This window comes from Brevibacillus sp. Leaf182 (assembly GCF_001423865.2).
Lineage (GTDB): Bacteria > Bacillota > Bacilli > Brevibacillales > Brevibacillaceae > Brevibacillus > Brevibacillus brevis_C.
Window position 1 is genome coordinate 106,616 of record NZ_LMPN02000032.1, and the last position, 22,746, is coordinate 129,361.

Annotated in this window: 17 protein-coding genes and 7 tRNA genes; 4 read left to right on the top strand and 20 right to left on the bottom strand. The window is 48.3% G+C overall.

Annotated features, from left to right (window positions below; genetic code table 11):
- Window positions 1-22: 22 nt before the first annotated feature.
- The 4 genes from ASG16_RS23745 to ASG16_RS23760 all read right to left on the bottom strand — a co-directional run bounded on the left by ASG16_RS23745 (window position 23) and on the right by ASG16_RS23760 (window position 5,580).
- On the bottom strand, window positions 23-601 hold the full coding sequence (locus ASG16_RS23745; protein WP_056489913.1) for a TetR/AcrR family transcriptional regulator: 579 nt from the start codon (window positions 599-601) through the stop codon (window positions 23-25).
- A gap of 129 nt (window positions 602-730) precedes the next feature.
- Window positions 731-3,937, bottom strand: coding sequence for an AfsR/SARP family transcriptional regulator (locus ASG16_RS23750; RefSeq protein ID WP_056489910.1), 3,207 nt, complete (start codon window positions 3,935-3,937; stop codon window positions 731-733).
- Window positions 3,938-4,059: 122 nt separating this feature from the next.
- Complete coding sequence (locus tag ASG16_RS23755) at window positions 4,060-4,674, bottom strand: YhcN/YlaJ family sporulation lipoprotein (protein WP_217366405.1); 615 nt, start codon at window positions 4,672-4,674, stop codon at window positions 4,060-4,062.
- Window positions 4,675-4,749: 75 nt separating this feature from the next.
- Window positions 4,750-5,580, bottom strand: coding sequence for a copper amine oxidase N-terminal domain-containing protein (locus tag ASG16_RS23760; RefSeq protein WP_056489907.1), 831 nt, complete (start codon window positions 5,578-5,580; stop codon window positions 4,750-4,752).
- Window positions 5,581-5,802: 222 nt separating this feature from the next.
- On the opposite strand from ASG16_RS23760, the gene ASG16_RS23765 reads away from it, so the two are divergent.
- Window positions 5,803-7,833, top strand: a complete 2,031-nt coding sequence (locus ASG16_RS23765) for an exo-beta-N-acetylmuramidase NamZ domain-containing protein (RefSeq protein WP_056490110.1) — start codon at window positions 5,803-5,805, stop codon at window positions 7,831-7,833.
- 69 nt (window positions 7,834-7,902) lie between these two features.
- Here the strand turns inward: ASG16_RS23765 and ASG16_RS23770 are convergent, their stop codons facing one another.
- The 7 genes from ASG16_RS23770 to ASG16_RS23800 form a co-directional block, all read right to left on the bottom strand.
- Window positions 7,903-9,468, bottom strand: coding sequence for an acyl-CoA synthetase (locus ASG16_RS23770; RefSeq protein ID WP_056489904.1), 1,566 nt, complete (start codon window positions 9,466-9,468; stop codon window positions 7,903-7,905).
- A gap of 124 nt (window positions 9,469-9,592) precedes the next feature.
- Window positions 9,593-9,681, bottom strand: a tRNA-Ser gene (locus ASG16_RS23775).
- Between the two features lie 66 nt (window positions 9,682-9,747).
- A complete protein-coding gene (locus ASG16_RS23780; RefSeq protein ID WP_198674264.1) occupies window positions 9,748-11,166 on the bottom strand; it encodes an aldehyde dehydrogenase family protein in 1,419 nt (472 codons plus the stop codon).
- 100 nt (window positions 11,167-11,266) lie between these two features.
- Window positions 11,267-12,547, bottom strand: coding sequence for a peptidase (locus ASG16_RS23785; protein ID WP_056489898.1), 1,281 nt, complete (start codon window positions 12,545-12,547; stop codon window positions 11,267-11,269).
- A 33-nt stretch (window positions 12,548-12,580) separates the two neighbouring features.
- On the bottom strand, window positions 12,581-13,258 hold the full coding sequence (locus tag ASG16_RS23790; RefSeq protein ID WP_048032316.1) for a 3-oxoacid CoA-transferase subunit B: 678 nt from the start codon (window positions 13,256-13,258) through the stop codon (window positions 12,581-12,583).
- Window positions 13,240-13,932, bottom strand: coding sequence for a 3-oxoacid CoA-transferase subunit A (locus ASG16_RS23795; RefSeq protein WP_056489895.1), 693 nt, complete (start codon window positions 13,930-13,932; stop codon window positions 13,240-13,242). The genes ASG16_RS23790 and ASG16_RS23795 overlap by 19 nt, the downstream gene beginning before the upstream one ends.
- 16 nt (window positions 13,933-13,948) lie before the next feature.
- Window positions 13,949-15,301, bottom strand: coding sequence for an aspartate aminotransferase family protein (locus tag ASG16_RS23800; RefSeq protein ID WP_056489892.1), 1,353 nt, complete (start codon window positions 15,299-15,301; stop codon window positions 13,949-13,951).
- Window positions 15,302-15,457: 156 nt separating this feature from the next.
- On the opposite strand from ASG16_RS23800, the gene ASG16_RS23805 reads away from it, so the two are divergent.
- Complete coding sequence (locus ASG16_RS23805) at window positions 15,458-17,002, top strand: PucR family transcriptional regulator (RefSeq protein ID WP_056489889.1); 1,545 nt, start codon at window positions 15,458-15,460, stop codon at window positions 17,000-17,002.
- Between the two features lie 4 nt (window positions 17,003-17,006).
- Here the strand turns inward: ASG16_RS23805 and ablB are convergent, their stop codons facing one another.
- A complete protein-coding gene (gene ablB / locus ASG16_RS23810) occupies window positions 17,007-17,861 on the bottom strand; it encodes a putative beta-lysine N-acetyltransferase (protein ID WP_056489886.1) in 855 nt (284 codons plus the stop codon).
- 142 nt (window positions 17,862-18,003) lie between these two features.
- On the opposite strand from ablB, the gene ASG16_RS31675 reads away from it, so the two are divergent.
- Window positions 18,004-18,123 (top strand): YjcZ family sporulation protein, encoded by a 120-nt coding sequence (locus ASG16_RS31675; protein ID WP_162630236.1) that lies wholly within the window; start codon window positions 18,004-18,006, stop codon window positions 18,121-18,123.
- Window positions 18,124-18,219: 96 nt separating this feature from the next.
- Window positions 18,220-18,948, top strand: a complete 729-nt coding sequence (locus ASG16_RS23820; protein WP_053079566.1) for a glycerophosphodiester phosphodiesterase — start codon at window positions 18,220-18,222, stop codon at window positions 18,946-18,948.
- Between the two features lie 47 nt (window positions 18,949-18,995).
- Here the strand turns inward: ASG16_RS23820 and mnmL are convergent, their stop codons facing one another.
- The 8 genes from mnmL to ASG16_RS23860 form a co-directional block, all read right to left on the bottom strand.
- Entirely contained in the window at window positions 18,996-19,964 is a 969-nt protein-coding gene (gene mnmL / locus ASG16_RS23825) for a tRNA modification radical SAM protein MnmL/YtqA (protein WP_056489883.1), read from the bottom strand.
- Between the two features lie 175 nt (window positions 19,965-20,139).
- Window positions 20,140-21,378, bottom strand: coding sequence for a glycosyltransferase family 2 protein (locus ASG16_RS23830; RefSeq protein WP_056489880.1), 1,239 nt, complete (start codon window positions 21,376-21,378; stop codon window positions 20,140-20,142).
- 298 nt (window positions 21,379-21,676) lie between these two features.
- Window positions 21,677-21,761: transfer RNA gene (locus tag ASG16_RS23835), tRNA-Leu, on the bottom strand.
- A 474-nt stretch (window positions 21,762-22,235) separates the two neighbouring features.
- Window positions 22,236-22,312 (bottom strand) — tRNA-Arg (locus ASG16_RS23840).
- Window positions 22,313-22,317: 5 nt separating this feature from the next.
- Window positions 22,318-22,391, bottom strand: a tRNA-Cys gene (locus ASG16_RS23845).
- Between the two features lie 9 nt (window positions 22,392-22,400).
- Window positions 22,401-22,476 (bottom strand) — tRNA-His (locus ASG16_RS23850).
- A gap of 18 nt (window positions 22,477-22,494) precedes the next feature.
- A tRNA-Met gene (locus ASG16_RS23855) sits at window positions 22,495-22,571 on the bottom strand.
- A 10-nt stretch (window positions 22,572-22,581) separates the two neighbouring features.
- Window positions 22,582-22,672 (bottom strand) — tRNA-Ser (locus ASG16_RS23860).
- Window positions 22,673-22,746: the final 74 nt, after the last annotated feature.

The window sequence follows — 22,746 nt, forward strand, 5'->3', positions numbered from 1 at the left end:
TTGTTTTACGTTTCTCTAGACGTTATTTGGTTTGAAACATTCCTGAAAGCATATAACGAAGCGTCTGTTTATCTGCGGCACTATTCACTGGCTCTTTGCGAAATTGCTTGCGTAGCACGGTAAAGCCAACCATGCCAAACAACGCGGAAGCGAGTGTACGAATATCGATATCTGCCCGGATATACCCTTGCTGCTGCAATTCCAGCATGTGTGACTCCATTGTGCTGAAATAGCCACCTAACAGATTGCCAACCATCCTGTCGCGCTGTCCATCTCCTGAAAAGGCGCTCAGCAACAGGAAACACAAATCTTGATTCTCGGAAAAGAAGCGAAGATGCTCATCCAGCACATTCAGAATGCGATCCTCCAAGGAAAGCTCTTCATTTTGCATGACATTATTTACATGGTAAATCAGCATCTTCACGCCTTTTTCTATCACGTACAAAAACAGCTCTTCCTTTGTGGAAAAGTGATAATAGAGTGTTCCTTTTGCCACCTGCGCCATTTCCGCGATTGCATCCATGGTTGTTTCGCTATATCCCAATTGGGCAAATGCGGTTAAAGCTCCATTTGCAATTTGATCTTTTTTGGATGGTGCCATCACTCCTGTCCCCTTTCGATTTTTTGAACTGACTGGTCAGTACAAAGATTATATTACGAATACTTCCTAGTTTTGTCAAGCAGCCATTACTTCTATGTACAAAAAAAAGATCGCTTTGTAGGCGATCTTTTACTTCTCTATAATTTTAAGGTATGTCTCCATGGTTGCAGGCATTGGTGCGACCCCGAGGTTCTCCCTCAGTTTTGCTACACATTTCTCGTACCAGCGAATGGCCTGTGTCCGATTATTTTGCTGATAATACGCAGTCATAAGTAAGCGGTACGACTCCTCCCAGCAATCGTCCACCCGCAAAATCGCTTCACACCAGCGGATCGTTTTTTCCAATTGCCCATCCTCAAGCATGATTTTGGCTACCCTCTCTGCTCCGCGTAAAAACAGTGCCTGCACTCTCTCACGCTCTTCTACACACCAATCCTCATAACGGCATTCCGGCATGTAATCGCCCAAGTAATACGCAAGTCCTTTTTCCAAAAGGATGGCGCCCTGACGTCGGTCTGATTCGGCCAAGCCCAATGTAACGAGCTTCTCGAACTCCTCGACGTCCATATGATAACCCGATGCCAGGTTAAAACCGTAAGAGCTGCCATGGCGTTGAATGAAGAATGTATCTGTTCTTGCAGCACGATCTGGCTCGAGTGCTTTGTTCAACGCATTCAGCGACACTTTAAAATCGCGGATTGCCGCTTCCTCGATACTGTCTGGCCAAAGTCGGTTCATGATTTCTTCCCGGGCTAACAAATGATGTCTCTTTGTCAATAAAAGTTGAAACAACAGCTTTGCCGTCCCTCGCTGCCATGCCTTTTCGCTCAATTCCCGCTCTCCCAGCCATACACGGAACGCGCCCAACGTCTGAATGCGAAGGGTATAGCCGGGGTGGAATGTCACGTTTTGCAAGCCCAAATCATTTAACAGTTGAGAGACGTAATCCGGCGATACCTTTCGACGCTCTGCCTCAATCAGAATTGGCATAAGCTGCTGCACATCATGGGGGGTAAGCAGAGTAGGCCTTTGCAGAAGGAATTGATATTCACCAGACTGCATCAAGGACAGAGCTTGCGTCACCGCAGGTATGAACAAATCCCATTGCTTTTTACGATAAGCCAAGAAGCTCAGCCATAATTGGCAAATGACGACACTGTAGCTATCCCCGCAGTGACTAAGTCGATCGGCACAATCGATAAAGGTAGCCCACGCTTCTTCTTCTTTACCGTATTTGGCGTATGCAATCCCAATCGCCATCCGTACCAGACTGCCTAACCAGTCGTCGCGCATCGCCTCAGTCTCTTGTATCCCCCTGTTGCCATACAAAAGAGCTTGGTCGAGTGCCTTTTCTCTTGCGTGAAGCAAGGTTAGTCCCAGAAGCGTTTCTGACTTGCCGCGTGTCGACTGGAGCTCCTCCATGATTTGCAAGCCTTTTTCATAAAGCTGGCGAATCTCATCCGTAGGCAATGTTTGACTGATGAGGGCCGCATGGGCTTTTCGAACATAGCCATTTGCCTCTACAAAAGGGGAATGTGCTGCACGTCCGAGTTGTATGGCCGTTTCTGCGGATTCCCACCCTCGCTCCCATTCGCCATTCAATGCATAGACGAAAGATAGCAGCAAAGAGGTTTCCCGATACGATCTCGTCAGCGGAGGATGCTTCCTCTGTTCTACCTGCCACTTACTCTCCAAGAGCTGAATGGAGGACTGCAATCGGCCAGTACGGAACAACAGGCGCGATTCCAGCTCCACCTCCGTCTGCTGCTCTAATTCCTGACTCCGTTCATACCATGCTGCCGCCTGTTTGGCATCTCCGCGATTCGTATAAATTTCTGCCAGCAAACGGTATAGTCTCGGTGCCATTTCATTCTCTTGCTCAAATGGGGGCAACAGTTGAATCGCCCTCTTCAGTAGTTCTTCTGCCCGAACGCCTTGTACGCTGTCGAGATGAACGCGTGCTTGCCCTTCCAGCCCGCGGCACAATCCGATTTGATCTTGCTTGTGTTCACATTGTTTCATAAATTGCTCATAAGAAGAAAAGGCCTTCGCATATAGACAGCGATAGCGTTCTACTTCACCTTGATAAAACAACAGCCAATGCTGTTCGCACTTGATGCTATCTGGTAACAGTGTTATCCACTCGTATAAAAAGTCCAGCTTCCCTGCTTGCAGCAATCTTTCCGATGCTTGGCACAACCATTCACCCAGCACCCCCCACTGCTCGACGAGACGCAACCGCCCAAAAGCTTTTGCCTCGTCCCCTTTACGTCTGTACCATCCTGCGGCCTTGTGATTGACATGCACGTATGTCGCTTGGTTCGCAGCCAGCTTGCTAGATAGGAGGCGCTGGAAAAGCGGATGAAAGGAATAATGAGATCCTGCATGGACATGAAGAAAAAGATTACAACGCTGTGCTTCCAGCAGATACTCAATGCATCCTTCCCCGAGTATTTGCTTGCAATCCTCCAGATCGAATTGTTCGAGAACCGCTGCCTCCATCAAGAAGCGCTGCATACCTGCATCTAGCTGTGTCCAGACTTCCACTTCCAGCAAATGCAACAATCGCGATAACTCACGCAGACTGTCAGAAACCGTCTGCCCCCTCGTTACCATTTCCCCAAAAGTGCGAAGCGCCATCACCCAGCCTTGTGCCACTTCTTCCACTCGGCCCCAATCGTCTTCGGATAGCGTGATGTCGTATTGATCAGAATAAAAGGCTTCACTCTCCTCCAGCGTAAAAGAAAGGTCATTTGTTGTAAGTTCGAGACACTCTCCTCTTGCGGACAACAAGTCGAGATTGGACCATTTCGGTCGAGCGCGCGTTAAGATGACCAGCTTGACCTTTTGTGGAAGAGCCTCGGCTAACCGTTGAACAAATCGATCGACGTCACTCCCACTATTAATTCGTTGGTAATGGTCCAAAACAAGTATGTGGTCCACCTGGAGCTGTACACATTCCCCGACGAACCAGTCGACCAGTACCTTACTGTCTATGGAAGGCACCGGACTTTGCTCTGTGATACGTATAAGCTGCTCTCGTAATACCTGACCAAAATCAGAATGAACCTGACGAACACTTTCGACAAGACAGATGACAAACGCAAGAAGAGCATCGTCTCCATCCTGGATGGTATACCAGGACGCAGCCAGTGCTTCATCATGTAGAAATGTAGCCAGTGATGTCGTTTTGCCATAGCCTGTCCCTGCATGAATGAGACAAAGCTGCGTATATTTCAACAGGCGCATTTTTTTTGCCAATGCAGGTCGCCGTAAGACATATGGCTTCTGTCCTGGAGGAGTTATTTTGGATATAGGGATGTGGATTGGAATCATAAAATGTGCACTCCTTGCCGTTCTCCTGCTCTTCTTTGACTATTTCCCCATTTCTAACTATTCTCCTGCCATTTAGCCCTTAATCGACAAAAAGCCCACCCGGGAGTCCAGGTGGTGCTCTTTCAATCCACTAAATTATATCCAATGACTGAATAGCCAATATCATTTAACAGGACTTGGAATTCTTCGTCACTGATGTGCTCTCCGTTCGTAATTCGTGAATGCAAATTTGCGATTCGGTCATAAACTGCTCGATTGGTAGACACGTACAAAATGTTGAAGCGTGTTTCTGCCTGTAAGCGTGATCTCATCCGATCCACAACACGTTTATGCAGCGAATCTGGATGTCCATTATCGACTCGCACAATTTTCCCAGGCGTATACGGGATCGACGGCCGCGGATTGACTTCGTCTGGTTTTGGTGTATCGACTGGCAGCACACCTACAATCAAGTTATCCTTGTAGGCCAACACCTTGATATCGGTTACACCGGGCAGCTTTTCCGCATGTCCTTCCAAGCGCGTCACGAGTTGCGGCTCTCGCTGATGAACCATCTTTTGGCTAATCATGGCTGCCGGTCCTTTGTCCCTAGCGACGTTATCGTTCTGGATGTTAATCCCGAGAGATTCAAATTTGGCCTTATTTCCGTTCTGATCTTCGGTGCCCTGTTCTTTGTTAGGCGAACACCCTGTCAGCAAGCCGGCAAACAGGAGCACAGCAATGATACTCCCACTCATTCGTCTCACAACAAAAACACCTCCTTGCACTTAGTGTGATGTGCAGGAGGTGTTCTTACTCAGGAAGTAGCTGCCTTAATTCGTCTTTTTGAAGTCCCCTTCAAACGTATCCTTTTTGCCGCCTTTTTCAGCATTGAGCGTGTAACTTCTGATTCCATCATTCGTGGATTGGTAAAACTCAAAAGTACCTTCAGCAGTTACTTCAACTTCGTATGTTTTGTCTTCCAACGTTACGGTAACCTCTGTTCCAGGTTCTACTTTACCGACGATTTGGTAAACTCCCAAATTGGCTAAAGAAAAAGTCTTACCTTCAACACTTTCCTTGTCAATAAATGCAACCTGCTCAGGCTTTTTCTCGTCTGTTGCTGGTTTCGTCGGATCTTTTGGTTTTTCCTGTTGTCCGGCTTGATTAGGGTTCACATTATCCGCAATCAAAACGGTTTGCGTTTTTGGATCCCAATCTACTTTGTAACTCAGCGCTTCTGCAATAAAACGAACAGGTACTACAGTACGCTTGTTCACAATCTGTGCAGGCACGTCCAGGTTGATCGTTTGTCCATTTTTCTTGGCAATTTTTTGTGTAACGACCAGTCTGATGTTATCTTTCCCTTTATTAATGGTTACGGTACGAGTAGCTTCGTTCCATTGCACTTCAAAACCAAGGTTTTCTGCAATCGGACGAATCGGAACCAGTGTACGCCCCTGGCTTATAATAGGTGCTTGGTCAGGAAACGCGATTTGTTTTTTATTGTACTCCACTTTAACAGCATTCTGTACGGCTTTAGGCGCTACAGATGCAGGTGCTGCCGCTGCAGAAAATGCTGCCATCGGTACCAGGGCAATCGCTAGCAGTAATGAGGTTACTTTTTTAAGCAAAACATTCACTCCATTTCCAAAAAGGTTCACACGATTCTTAATCTACTATAGGATGAGGGCTGTTTCAAGAATTTCCTGTAGTCTTCCTTTTAAAAGATCGTTCTTTCCTAGTAGTTCCCTCTTTTACGTTACTTTTTCCTCCTCCTTTTGACCTAATTTCAAATTGTTACAAAAATGCAACCATCTTGCTTTCCAAAAACGTTACAATAGACAAGAAGCGACAGTATTTTATCTTGAAAGAGGCAATGAATGATGAACAAATTTCTCCCTTTCCTCATCCTGGCACTTATCTTAACTTTAATTCCTCCAGTAGGAAGCTCCGCCAATACGACTGCCATTCAATTGGGAAGTGATGTACTGTTCAATCAGTTCCACCATCTCATTGAAGGCAAAAAAGTCGGGTTAATTACGAATCAAACAGGTCTGAACAGTCAAATGGTTAGCACGATCGACATACTACGACGTGATCGTTCTGTCCATTTAACCACTCTGTATGCACCTGAGCATGGCCTCGACGGAAAAACGGTCGCAGGAAAACAAGTAACGAGCTTTGTTCATCCCGTCTACGCTATACCGGTCTACGGCTTGTCTGGATCAACTCGCAAGCCGACACCAGAAATGCTGAAAGACATTGATGTACTTCTCGTCGATTTACAGGATATCGGATCGAGAACCTACACATACATATCTACCTTGCAATACGCCATGATAGCTGCAAAGGAACAAGGAAAAGAAGTAATGGTACTGGATCGACCGAATCCTCTCGGCGGAACAATTGTCGAGGGTCCTGTCGTTGAACTGCCTTACCGCTCCTTTATCGGAGTGGATACCCTCCCGCTTGCACATGGCATGACCATCGGAGAGCTGGCATTGTTTTTCAATCGTACCATTGGCGTAGATCTTACCGTCATTCCCATGCAAGGGTATACACGCAACATGATTTATCAACAGACAGGTTTGGCCTGGATTCCGAGTTCTCCGCATATCCCTAACTTGACCTCGGTTTTCGGGTATATGGCAACTGGTTTGGGTGAGGGTACTCCTATTCGCCAAGGCGACCATTTTACCTGGATCGGGGCAGAGGGTTTAGATTCGCACAAGTACGCCGATCTGTTAAATGGAAGTCTTCTACCGGGCGTCATCTTTATTCCTGAGAATAAAGGAACGGCCGGGGGCGTACGCCTTCAAATCAACGATCCACATCAGTTTAATCCGGTAAAAACAGGTATTTACGCGCTTGCTTATGCCAAGCAATTGAAGCCATTCCCTATACCAAAAAGTACGAGTACGCAAATCTCCATGTTCGACAAGGTGATGGGTACCAGCAAAATCGGTCTGCTTCTCGAACAAGGCAAATCCCCACAGGAGATTGTTTCTTCCTATGAAGCGGATCTTAAGAAATTTGTAGAGCTCCGACAAAAATATTTGATCTATGGCGATGAACCGTTAATCCCGATACAGCCGATTCAACAGAAACAACCAAAGCAACCAGAACAACCGAAACCATCCAAGCCAGGAAAGCCAGAAACACCGACTCCAACGCAGCCTGGTAAGCATAATGGAACAGCCAATCAGACGAAGAAGCCTGAACCAGCTACAAAACCGGTCCCTCAGACACCGAAGTCTTCTGAGAAGATCGCTTATTTAACCTTTGACGATGGACCCTCTCCTGTAACTCCACGCGTTTTGGATACGCTGAAAACGCATCAGGTCAAAGCCACCTTCTTTATTGTAGGCCGTGAGGTAGCCGGTCATGAGGCCATTCTCAAAAGGATTGTAGCCGAAGGTCATGCGGTGGGAGGACATTCGTATTCCCATAATTATCAGCTTGTTTACAAAAACATGGAGAGCTTTTTTGCAGACGTAGAAAAAGGAAGTCAAATGATTGAAAAAGTAACCGGCGTAAAACCAACAGTATTCCGCTATCCAGGTGGCAGCACGAATACAGTCAGTTTGAAATATCAAGATCCCAAACGGTATAACAAGCAGCACACAGTCATGCAGGCGATCAAAGCAGAGTCGCAACAACGTGGCTATACGTTTATCGACTGGAATGTAACAAACGGCGATGCAAGAAGCAACAAATACACAGCCGCTCAAGCACTGGCAAATATAAAGCAGCAAGTAAAGTCACAAAAAGAAATCGTCGTCTTGATGCATGATTCCAGCACAAAGTCGCCAACAGCTGAAGCTCTCCCAGAAATCATTTCGTACTTGAAACAAAAAGGTTATCGTTTTGAAGTCATTCAAGCCGATCGTCCGACTGTTTCCAACGTAAAATAATCTCAGCAGCAAATAAACCCGCTCCATAACAGAGCGGGTTTTGCTGTTCTTTGACCTTGTGATGACTGGCTAAGTCGTCATCGTTTCGTATCGGAGGCGCAGCTCTCTTTTCAAAATTTTGCCGCTCGGGTTTCTTGGAAGATTGTCAGCAATCACTACATATTTGGGTGCTTTGAAGGAGGAAAGACGATCTTTGCAAAAAGCAAGCATCTCGTCAGCAGTCAGTAACTCACCTGCTTTTGGTACAACGACAGCCGTCACTGCTTCGATCCAGTACGGATGTGGAACTCCGATCACTGCGACCTCAGATACTTTCGGATGTTGATAAATAAGCTCCTCAACCTCTCTGCTTGCTACGTTCTCTCCCCCCGATTTAATCATATCCTTTTTCCGATCAACAACGGTGATATAGCCTTCGTCATCCATGATGCCCAAATCCCCGCTGTGAAACCACCCTCCCTGGAAGGCAGCCTGTGTCTTTTCCTCATCACGGAAATAACCCAGCATCGCATGGCTGGTCCTGTGAACAATCTCACCAACACTCCCACGAGAGACTTCTTTTCCCTCATCATCGACGATTTTCGTTTCCACATTTAACGCTGGCTTGCCTGCAGAGCCTGCTTTTCTCATTTGATCCTTTGGTGGCAAAACAGTTGCTAATGGCGCCACTTCCGTCTGCCCGTAAAAATTGTAAAACTGGGCGTTGGGGAGGCGTTGACCAAGTTCTTTTAACACTTCTACCGGCATGATTGCTGCACCGTAATAGCACTTTTGCAAAGAACTCAAATTACGCGCGGCAAAATCGGGAGAACGCAGCAAAGCAATCCACACGGTTGGCGGGCAAAACAACTGAGTAGCCTTGTACGCCTCTACCGTTTGCAACATCAACGCAGGGGTTGCCTGGTCCAAAATAATTCCGCTCCCACCTAGGTACACGTACGGTCCCAAAAAGCAATGAAGCTGCGCACTATGGAACAAGGGAAGGGCGTGAACAGCCACATCATCCTGCGTCATCCCGCCTTCGATAATCGTGCTGACATATTCGGAGATGATGCTTTTATGAGTGAGCATAACGCCCTTTGGCTTTGATTCCGTTCCACTGGTATACAAAATTTGCACAACATCTTCATCCGCTATGTCTATTTCAGGCTCATGGTCGTCTGCCGCTTCAATCAGCGTGCGAAAAGGCAACCATTCTCCTGTTTGTACTGCTGGTTTGGACACGAGGCAAAGCAGCTTGGGGGAAATTCCAGCTAATTGGAGTCCGTCTTGAGCGAGCTGCAGGAATTCGGGCGCTACGAAGCACGCACTCACTTCCGCATGACCGAAAATATAGGCGACATCTTCCTTATTCAACATGAAGTTGATTGGCACCATGATGACTCCTGCTTTCGCTAGCCCAAAGTTCAGAATCGCAAAATCCATCGAGTTGCGTGACAGCACTGCTACCCGCTCCCCTTTTTGCAAGCCTTTTGAAAGAAGCGTACGAGCCGTCTTATTTGCAAGCTGATCAAGCTGCGTGTAGGTCAATACTTCTTCTTCAAAGTACAGGGCAGGCTTGTCAGGATTTCGCCTACGACTTCTTCGCAAAATATCGCCAAGTGTATTTCTACGAACTCTTTGCGCTTCGAGCATGCAAATTCCCCCATCACTTATAGTCTCATCTCCATTATATAATAATTTTCTTTATTTTCTGATATTTTTCTCGACCATAAAAAAGACTCCAGCTTCTCAACTGGAGTCGGTTCATTTGTATTTATGGCGGAGGGAGCAGGATTCGAACCCGCGTGAGCTTGCACTCTAACGGTTTTCAAGACCGCCCCGTTATGACCACTTCGGTATCCCTCCGTATTGCAACAATACTTACTATATCACAGCTCTACTATTTTTTGCAAGAGCCCGGATTTGTTTCCTTTATCGTTTGATGGCAACGAGTTTCAATTCCGTCATTTCTTCTATCGCGTATTTGACCCCTTCCCGACCCAGTCCGCTTTCCTTTACGCCACCGTAGGGCATATGGTCCGCGCGAAAAGTCGGAATGTCATTTACCATCACACCACCCACACGCAGCTCTTCTGCGGCTTCCAGAGCCAATGACAGATTGTTGGTATAGACACCAGCCTGTAGTCCATAGCGTGAGTCATTGACCAGCGTAATGCCTTCCCGGACGGACTCCACTGGATTAATCAGAACGACAGGACCAAATACTTCCTGACAAGATACTTTTGCATCTGTCGGAACACCCGTCAACACCGTAGGTTGGAGCATCCGATCCACGATCTGTCCCCCACACTCCAAACGTGCCCCCTGCTCGAGCGCCTCATGAATCCACTCCATCGCACGTTCTGTTTCGCGTGGATGGATCATGGCGGAATAGTCCGCGTCCTCAGAGAGCGAATCACCACCGCGAAGTGCTCGTGTTTGTTCAACAAAACGTTGGACGAAATCTTGATAGATCTCTTTGACCACATAAATTCTTTGCACAGAGATACATACCTGCCCAGAGTAGGCGAAGGCACCGAAAACGCATCGGGGAATTACTTCATTCAGTTGCACATCACGATCAACGATCACTGCCGAATTCGATCCCAGCTCGAGCGTGACTCTTTTCATACCCGCTCGATTGCGTATATCCAGCCCAACACTTGGGCTCCCTGTAAACGTCACCGCCCTGACTCTCGGGTCAGACACGATTTTATCGCCAACACTCGCACCACTGCCTGTGATCACATTGAGCGCTCCTGCTGGCACACCAGCTTGCTCTGCGAGCTCTGCAAGAAATAATGCACTAAGCGGTGTCTGTGATGCAGGCTTGAGAACAACGGTATTGCCAGCAGCGAGAGCAGGTCCGACCTTATGGGCAACGAGATTCATCGGAAAATTATAGGGCGTAATTGCTCCGATGACTCCCAGTGGTTCACGCACGGTATAAGCCAAGCGTCCCTCTCCCCCGATAGCTGCATCGAGTGGTACAGTTTCTCCGTGAAGGCGTTTGGCTTCCTCTGCCGCGAACTTATACGTCTGAATCGTTCGAATCACTTCACCGCGGGCTGTTTTAATTGGTTTTCCCGCTTCTATTGCGATGATCCGCGCCGCTTCCTCCAATCGTTCATTCATCAAGATCGAGATTTTTTCAAGCAGGAAGGCGCGTTGATAGGCAGGAAGGCGACGCATGACGGCAGTCGCTCCGTGGGCCGCAGCAATTGCTTTTTCAACCAATGATGAGTCTGCTTGCGAAATTTGTGCAATCTCATGTCCCGTACAGGGTGAGAATAGCGGTGCATGAGCAGTAGCTGGCACCCACTCTCCCCCGATAAAGCACGTTTTTTTCATCGGCATATCCCCACTCTCATGGATTGGCGTTCATCTTCCAATCATTCTCCCTCATACGCGTGCCTTCCTGTCTCGATTTTGAAATATTTGGATATCTCTTTTACTCTTTCACACTTTCAGCCACACCGCACCATTCGAGTAACGTAAGCGCAAAGATCTCAGCACAACGGAATACCTCATCCAAAACGATGTATTCATTCGGGTAGTGTGCAACCTGTGTGACTCCAGGTCCAACAACAATCGCTGGCGTATTGGCCAAAGCAGTCAACAAACCGCCATCTGTTCCCCAAGGCGATGCTTCCACAGTGGCACGCTCTCCTGTCACAGCTTCAAACTGCGCTTGCAAAATATCCATCAGCGGATGATCGAGCTCCACTGCTCCCGGAACCCAGCGAGCTCCGAACCACTCCAGCTCAACAGGCTGTTCTGCAAACCACGGGTCGACCTCTGCCAGCTTTTTGAGTGCTGCTGCCATTTCGGCTTTGGCATCGTCCATCTGTTCTCCTGGGGCAACTCCCATCCTTCCTTCCAGCTTGACGAGGTCAGCTACAGACGAAGGCCACTTGCCACCCTCAATTACCCCTAGATTAATCGGGATCGGAATGGGCAGCTTGGCGTAGAGCGGATCATCGAGTCGATCGTTACGCTCTTTTTCTAATTGGCCAATTGCTTGAACCACGAGCATGCTCTTTTCGATGGCGCTGACTCCCTCGTAGCGAGTACCTCCGTGAGCAGAACGCCCTTTGACGGTCAATCTGAACCACATGGAGCCTTGCTGCTTCGGAAAAATTTTCATATTGGTCGGCTCTGGAATCAGGGCAGCATCCGCTTTATACCCGCGAATGATCGTCGCCAATGTGCCTGCACCGCCGCTTTCTTCTTCTACGACGCTCTGAAAAATGACGTCGCCTTTCAGTTGCACACCCAACTTCTGTAGAACCTGAATCGCCAACAGCGAAGATAAATTTCCACCCTTCATGTCGGTTGCTCCGCGTCCGTACAGCTTGCCGTCCTCAACCTTCCCGCTAAACGGATCATCGCTCCACTGTGCCAGATCGCCCGCGGGCACTACATCCACGTGTCCGTTTAGAATGATGGAGCGCCCATCCCCTTGCCCCTTCCACACACCGACGACATTCGGGCTGCCTTCAAAGGTAGTACGTGGGGAGACAAAATATGGATGTGACACCAGCTCTTCGCCTTCCATGACCCATAAGTCAACGTCCAACCCCATCTGCCCCAAAAGCTCTGCAATACTTTGCTGGATAGATTGCTCTTCTCCTTGTACACTCGGGCTTTTTACCCATTGCTGCAGCAGTTGAACAGCAGCCTCGCGATCTTTTTCCAATTGCTCCCGTATAAGCACCTGCCAGTTTGCCATGTTTTTCCCCCGTTCCATGGTTTTTGTCTTTGCTTAGCGGAAAACGCCAACCTCTCCGTCCATCTTGAGTTCGGCTTCCGTTGCTCCAATTACGTCAGCGACACTGTATGGATACATGACTTCTCGCAGATACAAACCATCTGGCATGACCTCCATTACTGCCATGTCTGTGATGATCAAATCCGCAGCTTTTGTCGCGGTTAACGGCAGGGAGCATTCTCGAACGATTTTCGAACGTCCGTTTTTATCTAGATGCGTGGTCACAACCATGACCTTCTTGGCCTTTTGTGCCAGCTCCATGGCTCCTCCCATGCCTGGGACACGTTTGCCTGGAACGATCCAGTTGGCAATGTCACCATTTTGGCTGACTTCCAGGACTCCTAAAATCGTCATGTCCAATAGCCCACGGCGGATGATGGCAAAAGCAGTCGCACTGTCAAAAAAGGATGCCCCTGTGGCGAGCGTGACTGGAAAACCGCCCGCATTGCAAAGCATGGCATTCTCCTCGCCTTTCGCAGGGCTTGGCCCTGTACCGAGAATGCCGTTCTCCGCGTGAAACATGACGCGTTTTTCAGATGGGATAAAATCCGCAACCAACGTTGGAATGCCGATTCCCAGGTTAATAATCATGCCGTCTTCTACTTCCAATGCTGCGCGGCGGGCAATACGTTCACGATAGCTCTCTGTTTCTTTTACTTCTCCCATGCCCATTGCCAGTTCACCCCTTCACTTTGGACGATAAAGTTCACGAAAACGCCCGGGGTGACGATTTCTTCCGGGTCGATCATGCCTACCTCTACTATCTCATCCGCTTCCACGATGGTAATGTCGCCTGCCATCGCCACTAACGGATTGAAATTGCGTGCACTTGTATCAAACACCAAATTGCCGAAGCGATCCGCTTTTTTCGCATGTACGATAGCCACTTCAGCAGTGATCGGTGTCTCCAATAGATATTCTTTTCCATCCAGAACGACCTTCTGTTTCCCTTTTTCCGCGATCGTCCCGATGCCGACATCTGATAGAATGCCTCCCAGACCGACTCCACCTGCCCGTACACGCTCTGCAAGTATCCCCTGCGGGCAGAACTCTACTTCTAGCTCTCCAGCCGTCATTTGGGCCCCTGCGTTCGGATTTGAGCCAATGTGGGAAGCTATCACTTTTTTGACGCGCTTTTCGGTCACCAGCTTGCCAATTCCGATATGCGGAAAAGCAGTATCGTTACTGATCAGCGTCAGATCACGCACGCCTTTATCCAAAATCCCCTGAATCAAAGTAGGCGGGTTGCCTACCCCACCGAAGCCCCCTGCCAACAGCGTCATCCCATCATGAAAATGGGTGAGCGCTTCGGACAGGGAGACGACCTTTTCAAATCGGTTTGTCATCCTCGTTCCTCCTTCTCTATCCGATCAGTGCCTTGTCTTGGAGCTCTTGCTGAACAGCTATCACTGCTTCTTTCAGCAGAGATATCAGCTCATCGATTTGCTCTGTAGTAATGGTCAGTGGAGGTGAGATGATGACAGCGTCTCCTGCCACTCCTTCGATTCCGCCCATTGCCGGATAAATAAGCAAGCCTTTTTCAAATGCTTTTTCAATGACCTTCACGCCTACTCCTTGGGAAAGCGCAAACGGCTCTTTTGTCTGCTTGTTTTTCACAAATTCCAGCGCGCACAGCATGCCAAGTCCGCGTGCATCTCCGATCAACGGGAGCTCGTCAGCCAGTTCTTTTAGGCGGGCAAGCAAATAGGCACCTTGTTCTCTTGCTTTGTCGACTAGCTGATGCTTCTCCACATAGTCAAGGACAGCCAGAGAAACAGCAGCAGATTGTGGATTGGCGCTATACGTATGTCCTGCCATAATCGAGCCGCTGCCTTTTGTAATGGTCTCTATGATTTCGTCCGAGACAATCGTAGCAGCCATAGGTGTGTAACCGGCACTCATACCTTTGCCCAATGTCATCAGGTCAGGTACGACGCCCCAATGGTCGATCCCAAACGCTTTCCCCGTGCGACCTACCCCTGTCATCACTTCGTCTGCGATAAATAGAACCTCATATTTGTCACAAATCTCGCGAATGCGTTGGAAGTAACCATCTGGCGGCACGACCGCTCCACCAGAAGCCCCGATGACAGGCTCAGCGATGAATGCCGCTACCTGCTCAGGTCCGACGCGCAAAATCGCGGTCTCCAGCTCGTTTGCACACGCAAGCGCATATGATTCGAGGGACATGTCTTCTGGTTTGCGATACGGATATGGTCCTGTGATCGCCGGATAGTCAGCCAATAATGGGGTGAATCGCTTTCTGCGCAAGACGTGTCCAGACATCGAAAGAGCACCCATCGTAATCCCGTGATAGCTCATCCAGCGGGAGATAATCCGGTTTTTTGTTGGCCTTCCTTTTTCCTGCCAGTATTGAATCGCGATTTTTTGTGCCGTCTCCGTTGCTTCCGAACCGCTGCTGACAAAAAACGTCCAGTTCAGTGAGCCCGGTGCCCACTCAGCCAGCTTTGTAGCCAGCTTCTCCACAGCATCACTGCTAAAATGCGAGCGGTATACGAAGGAGACCTCCTTGGCTTGCGCATACATCGCCTCAGCCACTTCTTCTACACCGTGACCAATGCTTGCCGTCACCGCTCCACTGGAACCGTCGATGTAACGATTCCCCTCTTTATCGTAAAGATAGATGCCTTTTCCGTGAGAAATAACCGGATACTCTTTGCCCAATTCAGGCTTGATTACATAGCTTTTCGTCATTTTCGTCGCCACCTCGCTTATTCTCTACCTCTATCCTAGCTGACCTGCACGCAAGAGCCATCCTACGTGCTGGCAAAAAAACATGGTAAAGAGACAAAATCTTTTGTACATTTTGTATAAGAGAACCTTTACCGAGGCTTTTGGAGGAGATACCTGATGACCATCACGATAAGAGAAGCGCTGCAACTGCCGGACATGGTTCACACCAGGCTAATCGCAGGAGCAGGCGGACTGGACAATCCGATTCGTTGGGTGACAATTGTCGAGGTGCTGGAGGATACGAGTCGCTTGCAGGAAGGCGAATTTTTGATTACAACCGGCTTTGGGCTTGCTGAACACACGGAAAAGCTCGCTTCTTTTATTCCTTCGTTGGCGAAGCAAAAGCTGAGTGGTGTTGCGATTCATACGGGCTTTTATTTACGGGAAATTCCCGAGACGTTTTTGACTTTGGCAGATCACTATCAACTTCCATTGATTGAAATTCCCACGGAGATAAACTTTTCAACCATAACAAAAGCCATCTTGCAGCCGATCATGAATCGGCAATTTGAAACCCTGGCTTATTCCTCAGCAATTCATAACCGAATGATTGATGCTGCCCTATCCAAAGGAGGCCTTCCCGCCATCGCTGGCGAGCTCGCTGCACTTACCGGAGGCGCCGTGTCGCTCATCGATGCATTAGGCTTTGAAGTCACGCAGCATGGCAGCTCGGAAGCACTGCCGCATGATCAGTCCCAGGAAATCGCGCATCGTGTACCGATTCGGGCCAATCGCGAGCATTTTGGCACGTTGACATTAACGAAGCCCGAGCACGCCTGGAAAGAGCTCGATGACGTCGCTCTACAGCATGCCTCTACCTTATGTGCTCTCGAATATGTAAAGGAAAGGGCAGTAGCCGCAACGGAATGGCGGTTAAAAGGGGATTTTGTGGAGGAACTCCTAAACGGACAGCAAATGACCCATACGGAGCTGGAGAGCCGTTGTCGCATGCTGGGCTACCCGCTTGCTGGACATCATCTCTGTGTCGCTGTTCGTGTAGAGGTAGCCGATCAAACGATGCTCGGAGACATGCATCAAAGTGTCATTACGTTGATGCGGAGGCTTAGCGACCGTCATCAGCGCTCTTATTTGCTGCGTGAGCGGCCACATTGCCTCTTGTTTATTTTGCTGGATGATCAGACGAGCCTGCGCTTATTAGAACAGCTCACTTCCCGCTGGAGAGGGCTTCATCCTTCACTTGACCTACAAATCGCCTTGAGCAATCCCTGTGAGCAATTGCCAAACGTCGTCAGTGCCTCCGAAGAAGCGATGTTTGCTCTACAAGCGTACCCACTGTTGGCCCAATCCCCGCAAATTTTGCGTTACCGGGATATGCAGGGCTATCAGTTTTTGTTTCCGTACCATCGTGAAAAAGAAAGCTTGCTCCGCCTGTGGAACCCATTGCTGGAACCATTAATTCGCTATGATACGAAATACAATCAACAGCTTCTCGAAACACTTGAAGTGTATTTGGCCCAGAATGGAAACGGTCTACAGACCTCGCAAGCCTTGTATATCCATCGACACACGCTCAAGTACCGGTTGACCCAAATTGAAGAAAAAACAGGCTACCGCCTGGAGGATGCTCATCAACGCTGGCAGCTTCAGTTGGCCCTGATGGCCCGTCGTCTGCAACAGCAGTTGTATCCTCCAAACAGGTAGCCCGTTATTCCCTCGTCGGGCGAAGTGGTTTAACCCATATATTCATGTCTTCATAGCCTGAAAAGATCGTACAATTGTTAATCAGCCGTCCGCGGTATGCATAGCCCATTTTGGCAGCCGTCACATTCATTCCTGCCGATTGTGCCCGAGTCAAGGTGTACAAAAAGTAAATCCCCGCCTCCTCCATCCTTTGTTCCAGCGCGATAAACAGCGGTTGGAGGAGACCTTTCCCCGCATGATCTGGATGGGTTGCACAATCCGTCATCTCGGCTGAACCAAATCGTTCGGAGACTTCAGCTGACGCAGCACATGCAATCTTGCCTTCAAATTCAACGACATAGTAGATGGTACCTTCTTGCATGGTTTTGCGAATGTAGGACGGATCGTTCATCGGTGTAGGATACGTCGCGAATATCAGTCCATACAAACACGCCAATTCCTTCGTGTCTGCATCCGTTGCTTCACGCAGGTGGTATCCCTCAGGTAATGATTTCTCTATCGTACTCCCCGCTTTTGACAGGCTCAACGTAAGAATTTCCTCGGCAAGTTTTTCTGCACCAGAGGTAGCCCGCTCTTTCGTCAGGTAGCAGGTGAGCATCTGTGCGTTTTCCCCTTGAAAAAAACCATCGATGGTTCCCTCTAGCTCGTAACCCAGGGATTGCCATTGCGTAATATCTTGTTTCTTCCCGTACACAATGACTTTTGTTGCCTCTGACTTTTCGGCTAGCTCCTTCAAGACCCGATCCCACTGCTCGATTTGTGATGGTTCATACACGTGCAGCTTTACCCGGCGATTTTGTCGATCAATGATCAGGTCGCCAGCGTCCTGTGCGCCTCCAACATTTATCACGGTCTTCATCCTCCCCTACAGTACTCCTCCTCTCATTGTAGCAAAACAAGTAAGACCGTCATCTGCCAATCTGTATAAAAAAGCTTTCCTCATGCACAAAAAAACACAAGGTGGGCATTCTGTTGGGTCATATTCACTCGTTTTTCATACCATGAAAGTAGATGCTTCATGTGCGAGAAGGAGGGTGTTTTTTGTGAGCTGCAATAACAATTTTGCCCTGATCCTTGTCCTCTTTGTCCTTTTGGTCATCGTACTCGTCGTAATCGGATAGACTTTTGGAGATGCCTCTCATGTCAGGTCGTATCGAGGGGCCCTTTACATATCATGGTAATAGGTAATGACACGCTCGAGAAGGGAGGAAGCCCTCGTGCCCCCACTTATCTATGCCCATCGTGGCGCTTCCGGCCTGTTTCCGGAAAATACGATGGAATCGTTTCAAGGAGCCGTCCGGCGAAAAGCCAATGGGATCGAATTGGACGTCCAGCTCAGCAGTGACAATAAGCTGGTTGTTATTCATGACCATAGCCTGGAGCGCACGACCAATGGTTCAGGTTTGGTGCGCCATTACTCACTGCGAGAACTGCGTCAGCTACGTGCGGATAAAGACTCCTCTATGCGAGTACCAAAAGCCCATATTCCAACCTTACAGGAGGTATTTCAGACGTTTGTCGACACACCTCTGCGCTTCATTATCGAGATGAAAAATTTTTTCCAGGATCAACCCCACTTAGAGGAGCTCGTCATCGAACAAATCAGGCGATACCAGCTAACAGGGCGAACCATCATTTCAACGTTTAACTTCGACAGCCTTTTACGAATCAAGCAATTGGATGCAACACAAACGACGGGACTTTTATACGTTGGACCACTCGCCAAGCCTTGGGAAATAGCCCGCAACTATCGAGCTGATCAATTACACGTCCCATTTGATCAGTTGACGGAAGACTTGGTCAAACAAGCAAAGGAGCATCATTTTGAAGTTTTGAGCTGGACGGTAAATACTGGTCGGCAAATCCAGCGAGCCATTGACTGTGGTGTAGATGGTCTGATCACCAATTACCCGAAGCGTGCGAGAAATCTGATTCGCAATCTATAAAAAAAGAAAGGGAGCCAAAAAAAGGCTCCCTTTTTGTCATTGCATCATTACGTACGTGGTACAAAAAATTTTCCTTGCCAGCTATTCCGGGCTTTTAGTTCTGCATCAATGCCATTCAGAACTTCCCACTTTTTGCGACTCCACATCGGCCCAATCAAGAGATCAGGTGGTCCGTCTCCTGTGATTCGATGGACGATCATCTCTGGAGGTAAAATTTCCAATGTATCCACAACGAGCTTCGTGTACTCTTCCTGTGACAGGAATTCCAAGAGTCCTGCTTCATATTGCTTCACCATCGGCGTTTTGCGCAGCAAGTGCAATAGGTGTATCTTGATCCCCTGCACATCCAGATGTGCCACAGCCTCTGCCGTCTGCATCATTTCTTCGTGGCTCTCTCCTGGCAATCCGTAGATAATGTGAGAGCATACACGGATGTTGTGCTTGCGCAATCTCTCAACAGCATCCACGTAGCATTGATAATCGTGCGCTCGATTAATTAACTGGGCTGTGTGCTCATGGACTGTCTGTAGACCGAGCTCCACCCACAAATATGTGCGCTCATTCAATTCAGCCAAATACTCCACAACGTCGTCTGGCAGGCAGTCAGGACGCGTTGCAATGGAGAGTCCGACTACACCTTCTTGTTGGAGGATGATTTCGTACATCTCCCGCAGCTCCTCCACAGGCGCATACGTATTCGTGTACGCTTGGAAGAAGCCCAAATACTTGGCTTGCGGCCATTTCTCGTGCATCCGGTTTTTCACATCATGAAACTGTCTTTCCAGGTCCATTCTGCGATCACCAGCAAAATCTCCAGATCCTCTCGCACTGCAAAACGTGCAACCGCCTGTCGCTACTTTCCCATCCCGATTCGGACAACTAAAACCGCCATCCAATGGAACCTTGAAAATCTTTTCGTGAAAAGTCCCTCTTAAATGGTAATTCCATGTATGGTATCGTTTATCGCCCCACAACAATGGGACGTCGTTGTTGTGAATGTCTGTCGCGAGCTTCATTGCTGTTTTCCTCCTATGGGCACCGCTACGTCTGGCGCTGGTGCCTTAATCCCGTTGGCGAACGCTACTTGCTTGATCACGTCATTATACCAAATTCGGCAACGGTCTCGCTACTTTAAGATAATAGGAAAACCACAGGGGAATCTTCACCTGTGGTTTTTGCTTGTTTACGTCACTATTGCTGGATCTCCTCGATACGAATCGCGCGTGTATGAGAGGTATGACTCCACTCTTGGTTTTTCTTCGTAAAGAACGCGTAAAACATAATCGGAAGCCAGGTCAGGAAAAAGAATGGTAGCAAGAGGAGCCCGAAATACCCCTTCCACGGAACTTTATCCAAATAGAGGGCCAAGATCGGCAACAGGTAGAACACAGCAGTAGAACCGTATACCAGCCATGAAGGCAAGATCGTGGATACTGTTGTCAGCGTACCGATATCAAAAAATCTTGCCAAGAACAATACCGACATCATCGTCACCATCAGCACGTACATCGGTTGGAAGAGGTAGAAGGCTGCATCAAGCATTCCCAGCTTTCTCGACTTCAAACCATTAAACAAGACAGCGCGGATGTAGCGACCTGCCACATCGTAGTGCCCTTGCATCCAACGCAAACGCTGGCGCATCGACGATTTTAAATCAATCGGTTTTTCATCCCAGACCTTGGTGTCATGTGCCCATGTCGGGTAAATACCGCGTTCAATACAACGTGTTGCAAATTCCAGGTCTTCCGTGAGACTGGTTGCTCCCCAGCCCATTTCTTTGAGCAGGTTGCTCTCAATGCACAAGCCAGTTCCGCCCAAAGTGTTCGGCAGTCCCAAATTGTGACGAGCCAGTTGCCACATACGGTTTGTAAACCAGTAGGTAACCGCATAGGACAGCGTAATCCATGAATCAAACGGGTTCTTGGAGTCGAGGTAGCCTTGAATCACACGCGCCCCTTTGCAGAGACGGTCATTCATTACTTTCAGGAAGTTTTTCTCAACCAAGTTGTCAGCATCAAACATGACGACAGCGTCGTACTGCTTAGGTCTTGCCCAGAGGTTCTCCAGCATCCATTCGATGCCGTAGCCTTTCCCACGCTTGGATGTGTCAAAACGCTCACATGCAATTGCACCATGCGCCCGACTAATTTCTGCCGTGTTATCTGTACAGTTGTCGCAAATGACGAAGATGTCGTACATTTCACGTGGATAGTCGAGTTTCTTCAGGTTTTCAATTAGCGGAGCAATTACGGCGCTCTCATTGTGAGCTGCCACGAGCACAGCAAACGTCTTTTGCGGCTCAGTTGTTACTTGCTCTTTTTTGCGGAACAGGCCTGCACATGAAACTAGTGTTTGATATGTGCCGATTACACCCACCGCAGAAGTAAATCCGATGAATAATCCCTCAATGATCTCTCTAATTACACTCATGGGTTCTTCTCCTCGACCTAAACCAGATTGGGTCTGATCTGAATTTAGGTAGTGTTGTTTTTCCAACATTTCTCTATTGTTTTTCTCTCAATTGGCAGTTTACATCAAATGCGATTCATAAGCAATGACCCAAAAGTGGGAAAAAATAAGGCACTGCTATCACCTTTCCCACCTTTTTCTCTTTCTATTCGACAGTGCTTTGCAGTTGGCAGAAAAAAAAGCCCTTGTCGAAAAAGGCTCCGTTTATTTAGAAAAATACAAACACTCGTTTCCATTTCTTCCTGATTGTTTTCGGGATTGGTGCGGTCGGCGAGACTCGAACTCGCACGGGTCGCCCCGCCACCCCCTCAAGATGGTGTGTCTGCCAATTCCACCACGACCGCCTATAAACGCTGATTTTACTCGTGTTTTTCTGTTGACACGAAGTACGTTTTTGAGTATACACAATCAATTTTCGCAAGTCAATATTGTTTTCGACTGGATGGAGCCCATATTTTTCCTGTCAAACTATCGTTTTTTTGTCCAATCTTCTATTAGATACGTTTGTCGAAAAAGAAAGTTACATGTCACAAAAATTTTGTAAGAATGCAAACGCCATCTCTACAAAAATATCATCGTTTCGTCACATTTTCCGAATAGAATGGGAGCCATATTCTGTGAATTTTTTACATAATTTATGACAAATTAGACAAAATATTTCCAGTTATGGATGAAAGATTTTTATCTATTTTTTTGAAATAGGCCATTTGACTTATCACTTGCCTCTGTTTGCATCCTGAAAGACACGCTAACTTCTACGAAAAAAACCTCCTGCAGGCGCCACAACGTCCTAAGGAGGCTATCTTTTTGAAAAGGCGTGGCGTCCCAGGAGAGATTCGAACTCCCGACCGACGGCTTAGAAGGCCGTTGCTCTATCCTGCTGAGCTACTGGGACTAAAATGGAGGGAGTACCCGGATTTGAACCGGGGATAAGGGTTTTGCAGACCCGTGCCTTACCACTTGGCTATACTCCCATGTTGTTATGGGGCGATCGATGGGACTTGAACCCACGAGTGCCGGAGCCACAATCCGGTGCGTTAACCCCTTCGCCACGACCGCCATATTTTTTATGTAGTTTGGTAGCGGTGGAGGGAATCGAACCCCCGACCTTTCGGGTATGAACCGAACGCTCTAACCAGCTGAGCTACGCCGCCAAAATAAAAATGGCGGAGAGTGAGGGATTCGAACCCTCGCTACGCTTGCGCATACTAACGGTTTAGCAAACCGTCCCCTTCGGCCTCTTGGGTAACTCTCCGTGATTATATGCACCTTCAAAACTAGATATGCATGATTGCTAAGAATGTGTGGATAAGTCCTCGACCGATTAGT

Excerpts from the sequence above, each read along its gene's own strand:
- ASG16_RS23795 (WP_056489895.1), bottom strand. The coding sequence starts at position 13,932 with ATGACAAACCGATTTGAAAAGGTCGTCTCCCTGTCCGAAGCGCTCACC.
- ASG16_RS23785 (WP_056489898.1), bottom strand. The coding sequence starts at position 12,547 with ATGGCAAACTGGCAGGTGCTTATACGGGAGCAATTGGAAAAAGATCGC.
- ASG16_RS23770 (WP_056489904.1), bottom strand. The coding sequence starts at position 9,468 with ATGCTCGAAGCGCAAAGAGTTCGTAGAAATACACTTGGCGATATTTTG.
- ASG16_RS23755 (WP_217366405.1), bottom strand. The coding sequence starts at position 4,674 with ATGAGTGGGAGTATCATTGCTGTGCTCCTGTTTGCCGGCTTGCTGACA.
- ASG16_RS23790 (WP_048032316.1), bottom strand. The coding sequence starts at position 13,258 with ATGGGCATGGGAGAAGTAAAAGAAACAGAGAGCTATCGTGAACGTATT.
- ASG16_RS23780 (WP_198674264.1), bottom strand. The coding sequence starts at position 11,166 with ATGAAAAAAACGTGCTTTATCGGGGGAGAGTGGGTGCCAGCTACTGCT.
- mnmL (WP_056489883.1), bottom strand. The coding sequence starts at position 19,964 with ATGAAGCTCGCGACAGACATTCACAACAACGACGTCCCATTGTTGTGG.
- ASG16_RS23750 (WP_056489910.1), bottom strand. The coding sequence starts at position 3,937 with ATGATTCCAATCCACATCCCTATATCCAAAATAACTCCTCCAGGACAG.
- ASG16_RS23830 (WP_056489880.1), bottom strand. The coding sequence starts at position 21,378 with ATGAGTGTAATTAGAGAGATCATTGAGGGATTATTCATCGGATTTACT.
- ASG16_RS23805 (WP_056489889.1), top strand. The coding sequence starts at position 15,458 with ATGACCATCACGATAAGAGAAGCGCTGCAACTGCCGGACATGGTTCAC.
- ASG16_RS31675 (WP_162630236.1), top strand. The coding sequence starts at position 18,004 with ATGAAAGTAGATGCTTCATGTGCGAGAAGGAGGGTGTTTTTTGTGAGC.
- ASG16_RS23745 (WP_056489913.1), bottom strand. The coding sequence starts at position 601 with ATGGCACCATCCAAAAAAGATCAAATTGCAAATGGAGCTTTAACCGCA.
- ablB (WP_056489886.1), bottom strand. The coding sequence starts at position 17,861 with ATGAAGACCGTGATAAATGTTGGAGGCGCACAGGACGCTGGCGACCTG.
- ASG16_RS23765 (WP_056490110.1), top strand. The coding sequence starts at position 5,803 with ATGAACAAATTTCTCCCTTTCCTCATCCTGGCACTTATCTTAACTTTA.
- ASG16_RS23800 (WP_056489892.1), bottom strand. The coding sequence starts at position 15,301 with ATGACGAAAAGCTATGTAATCAAGCCTGAATTGGGCAAAGAGTATCCG.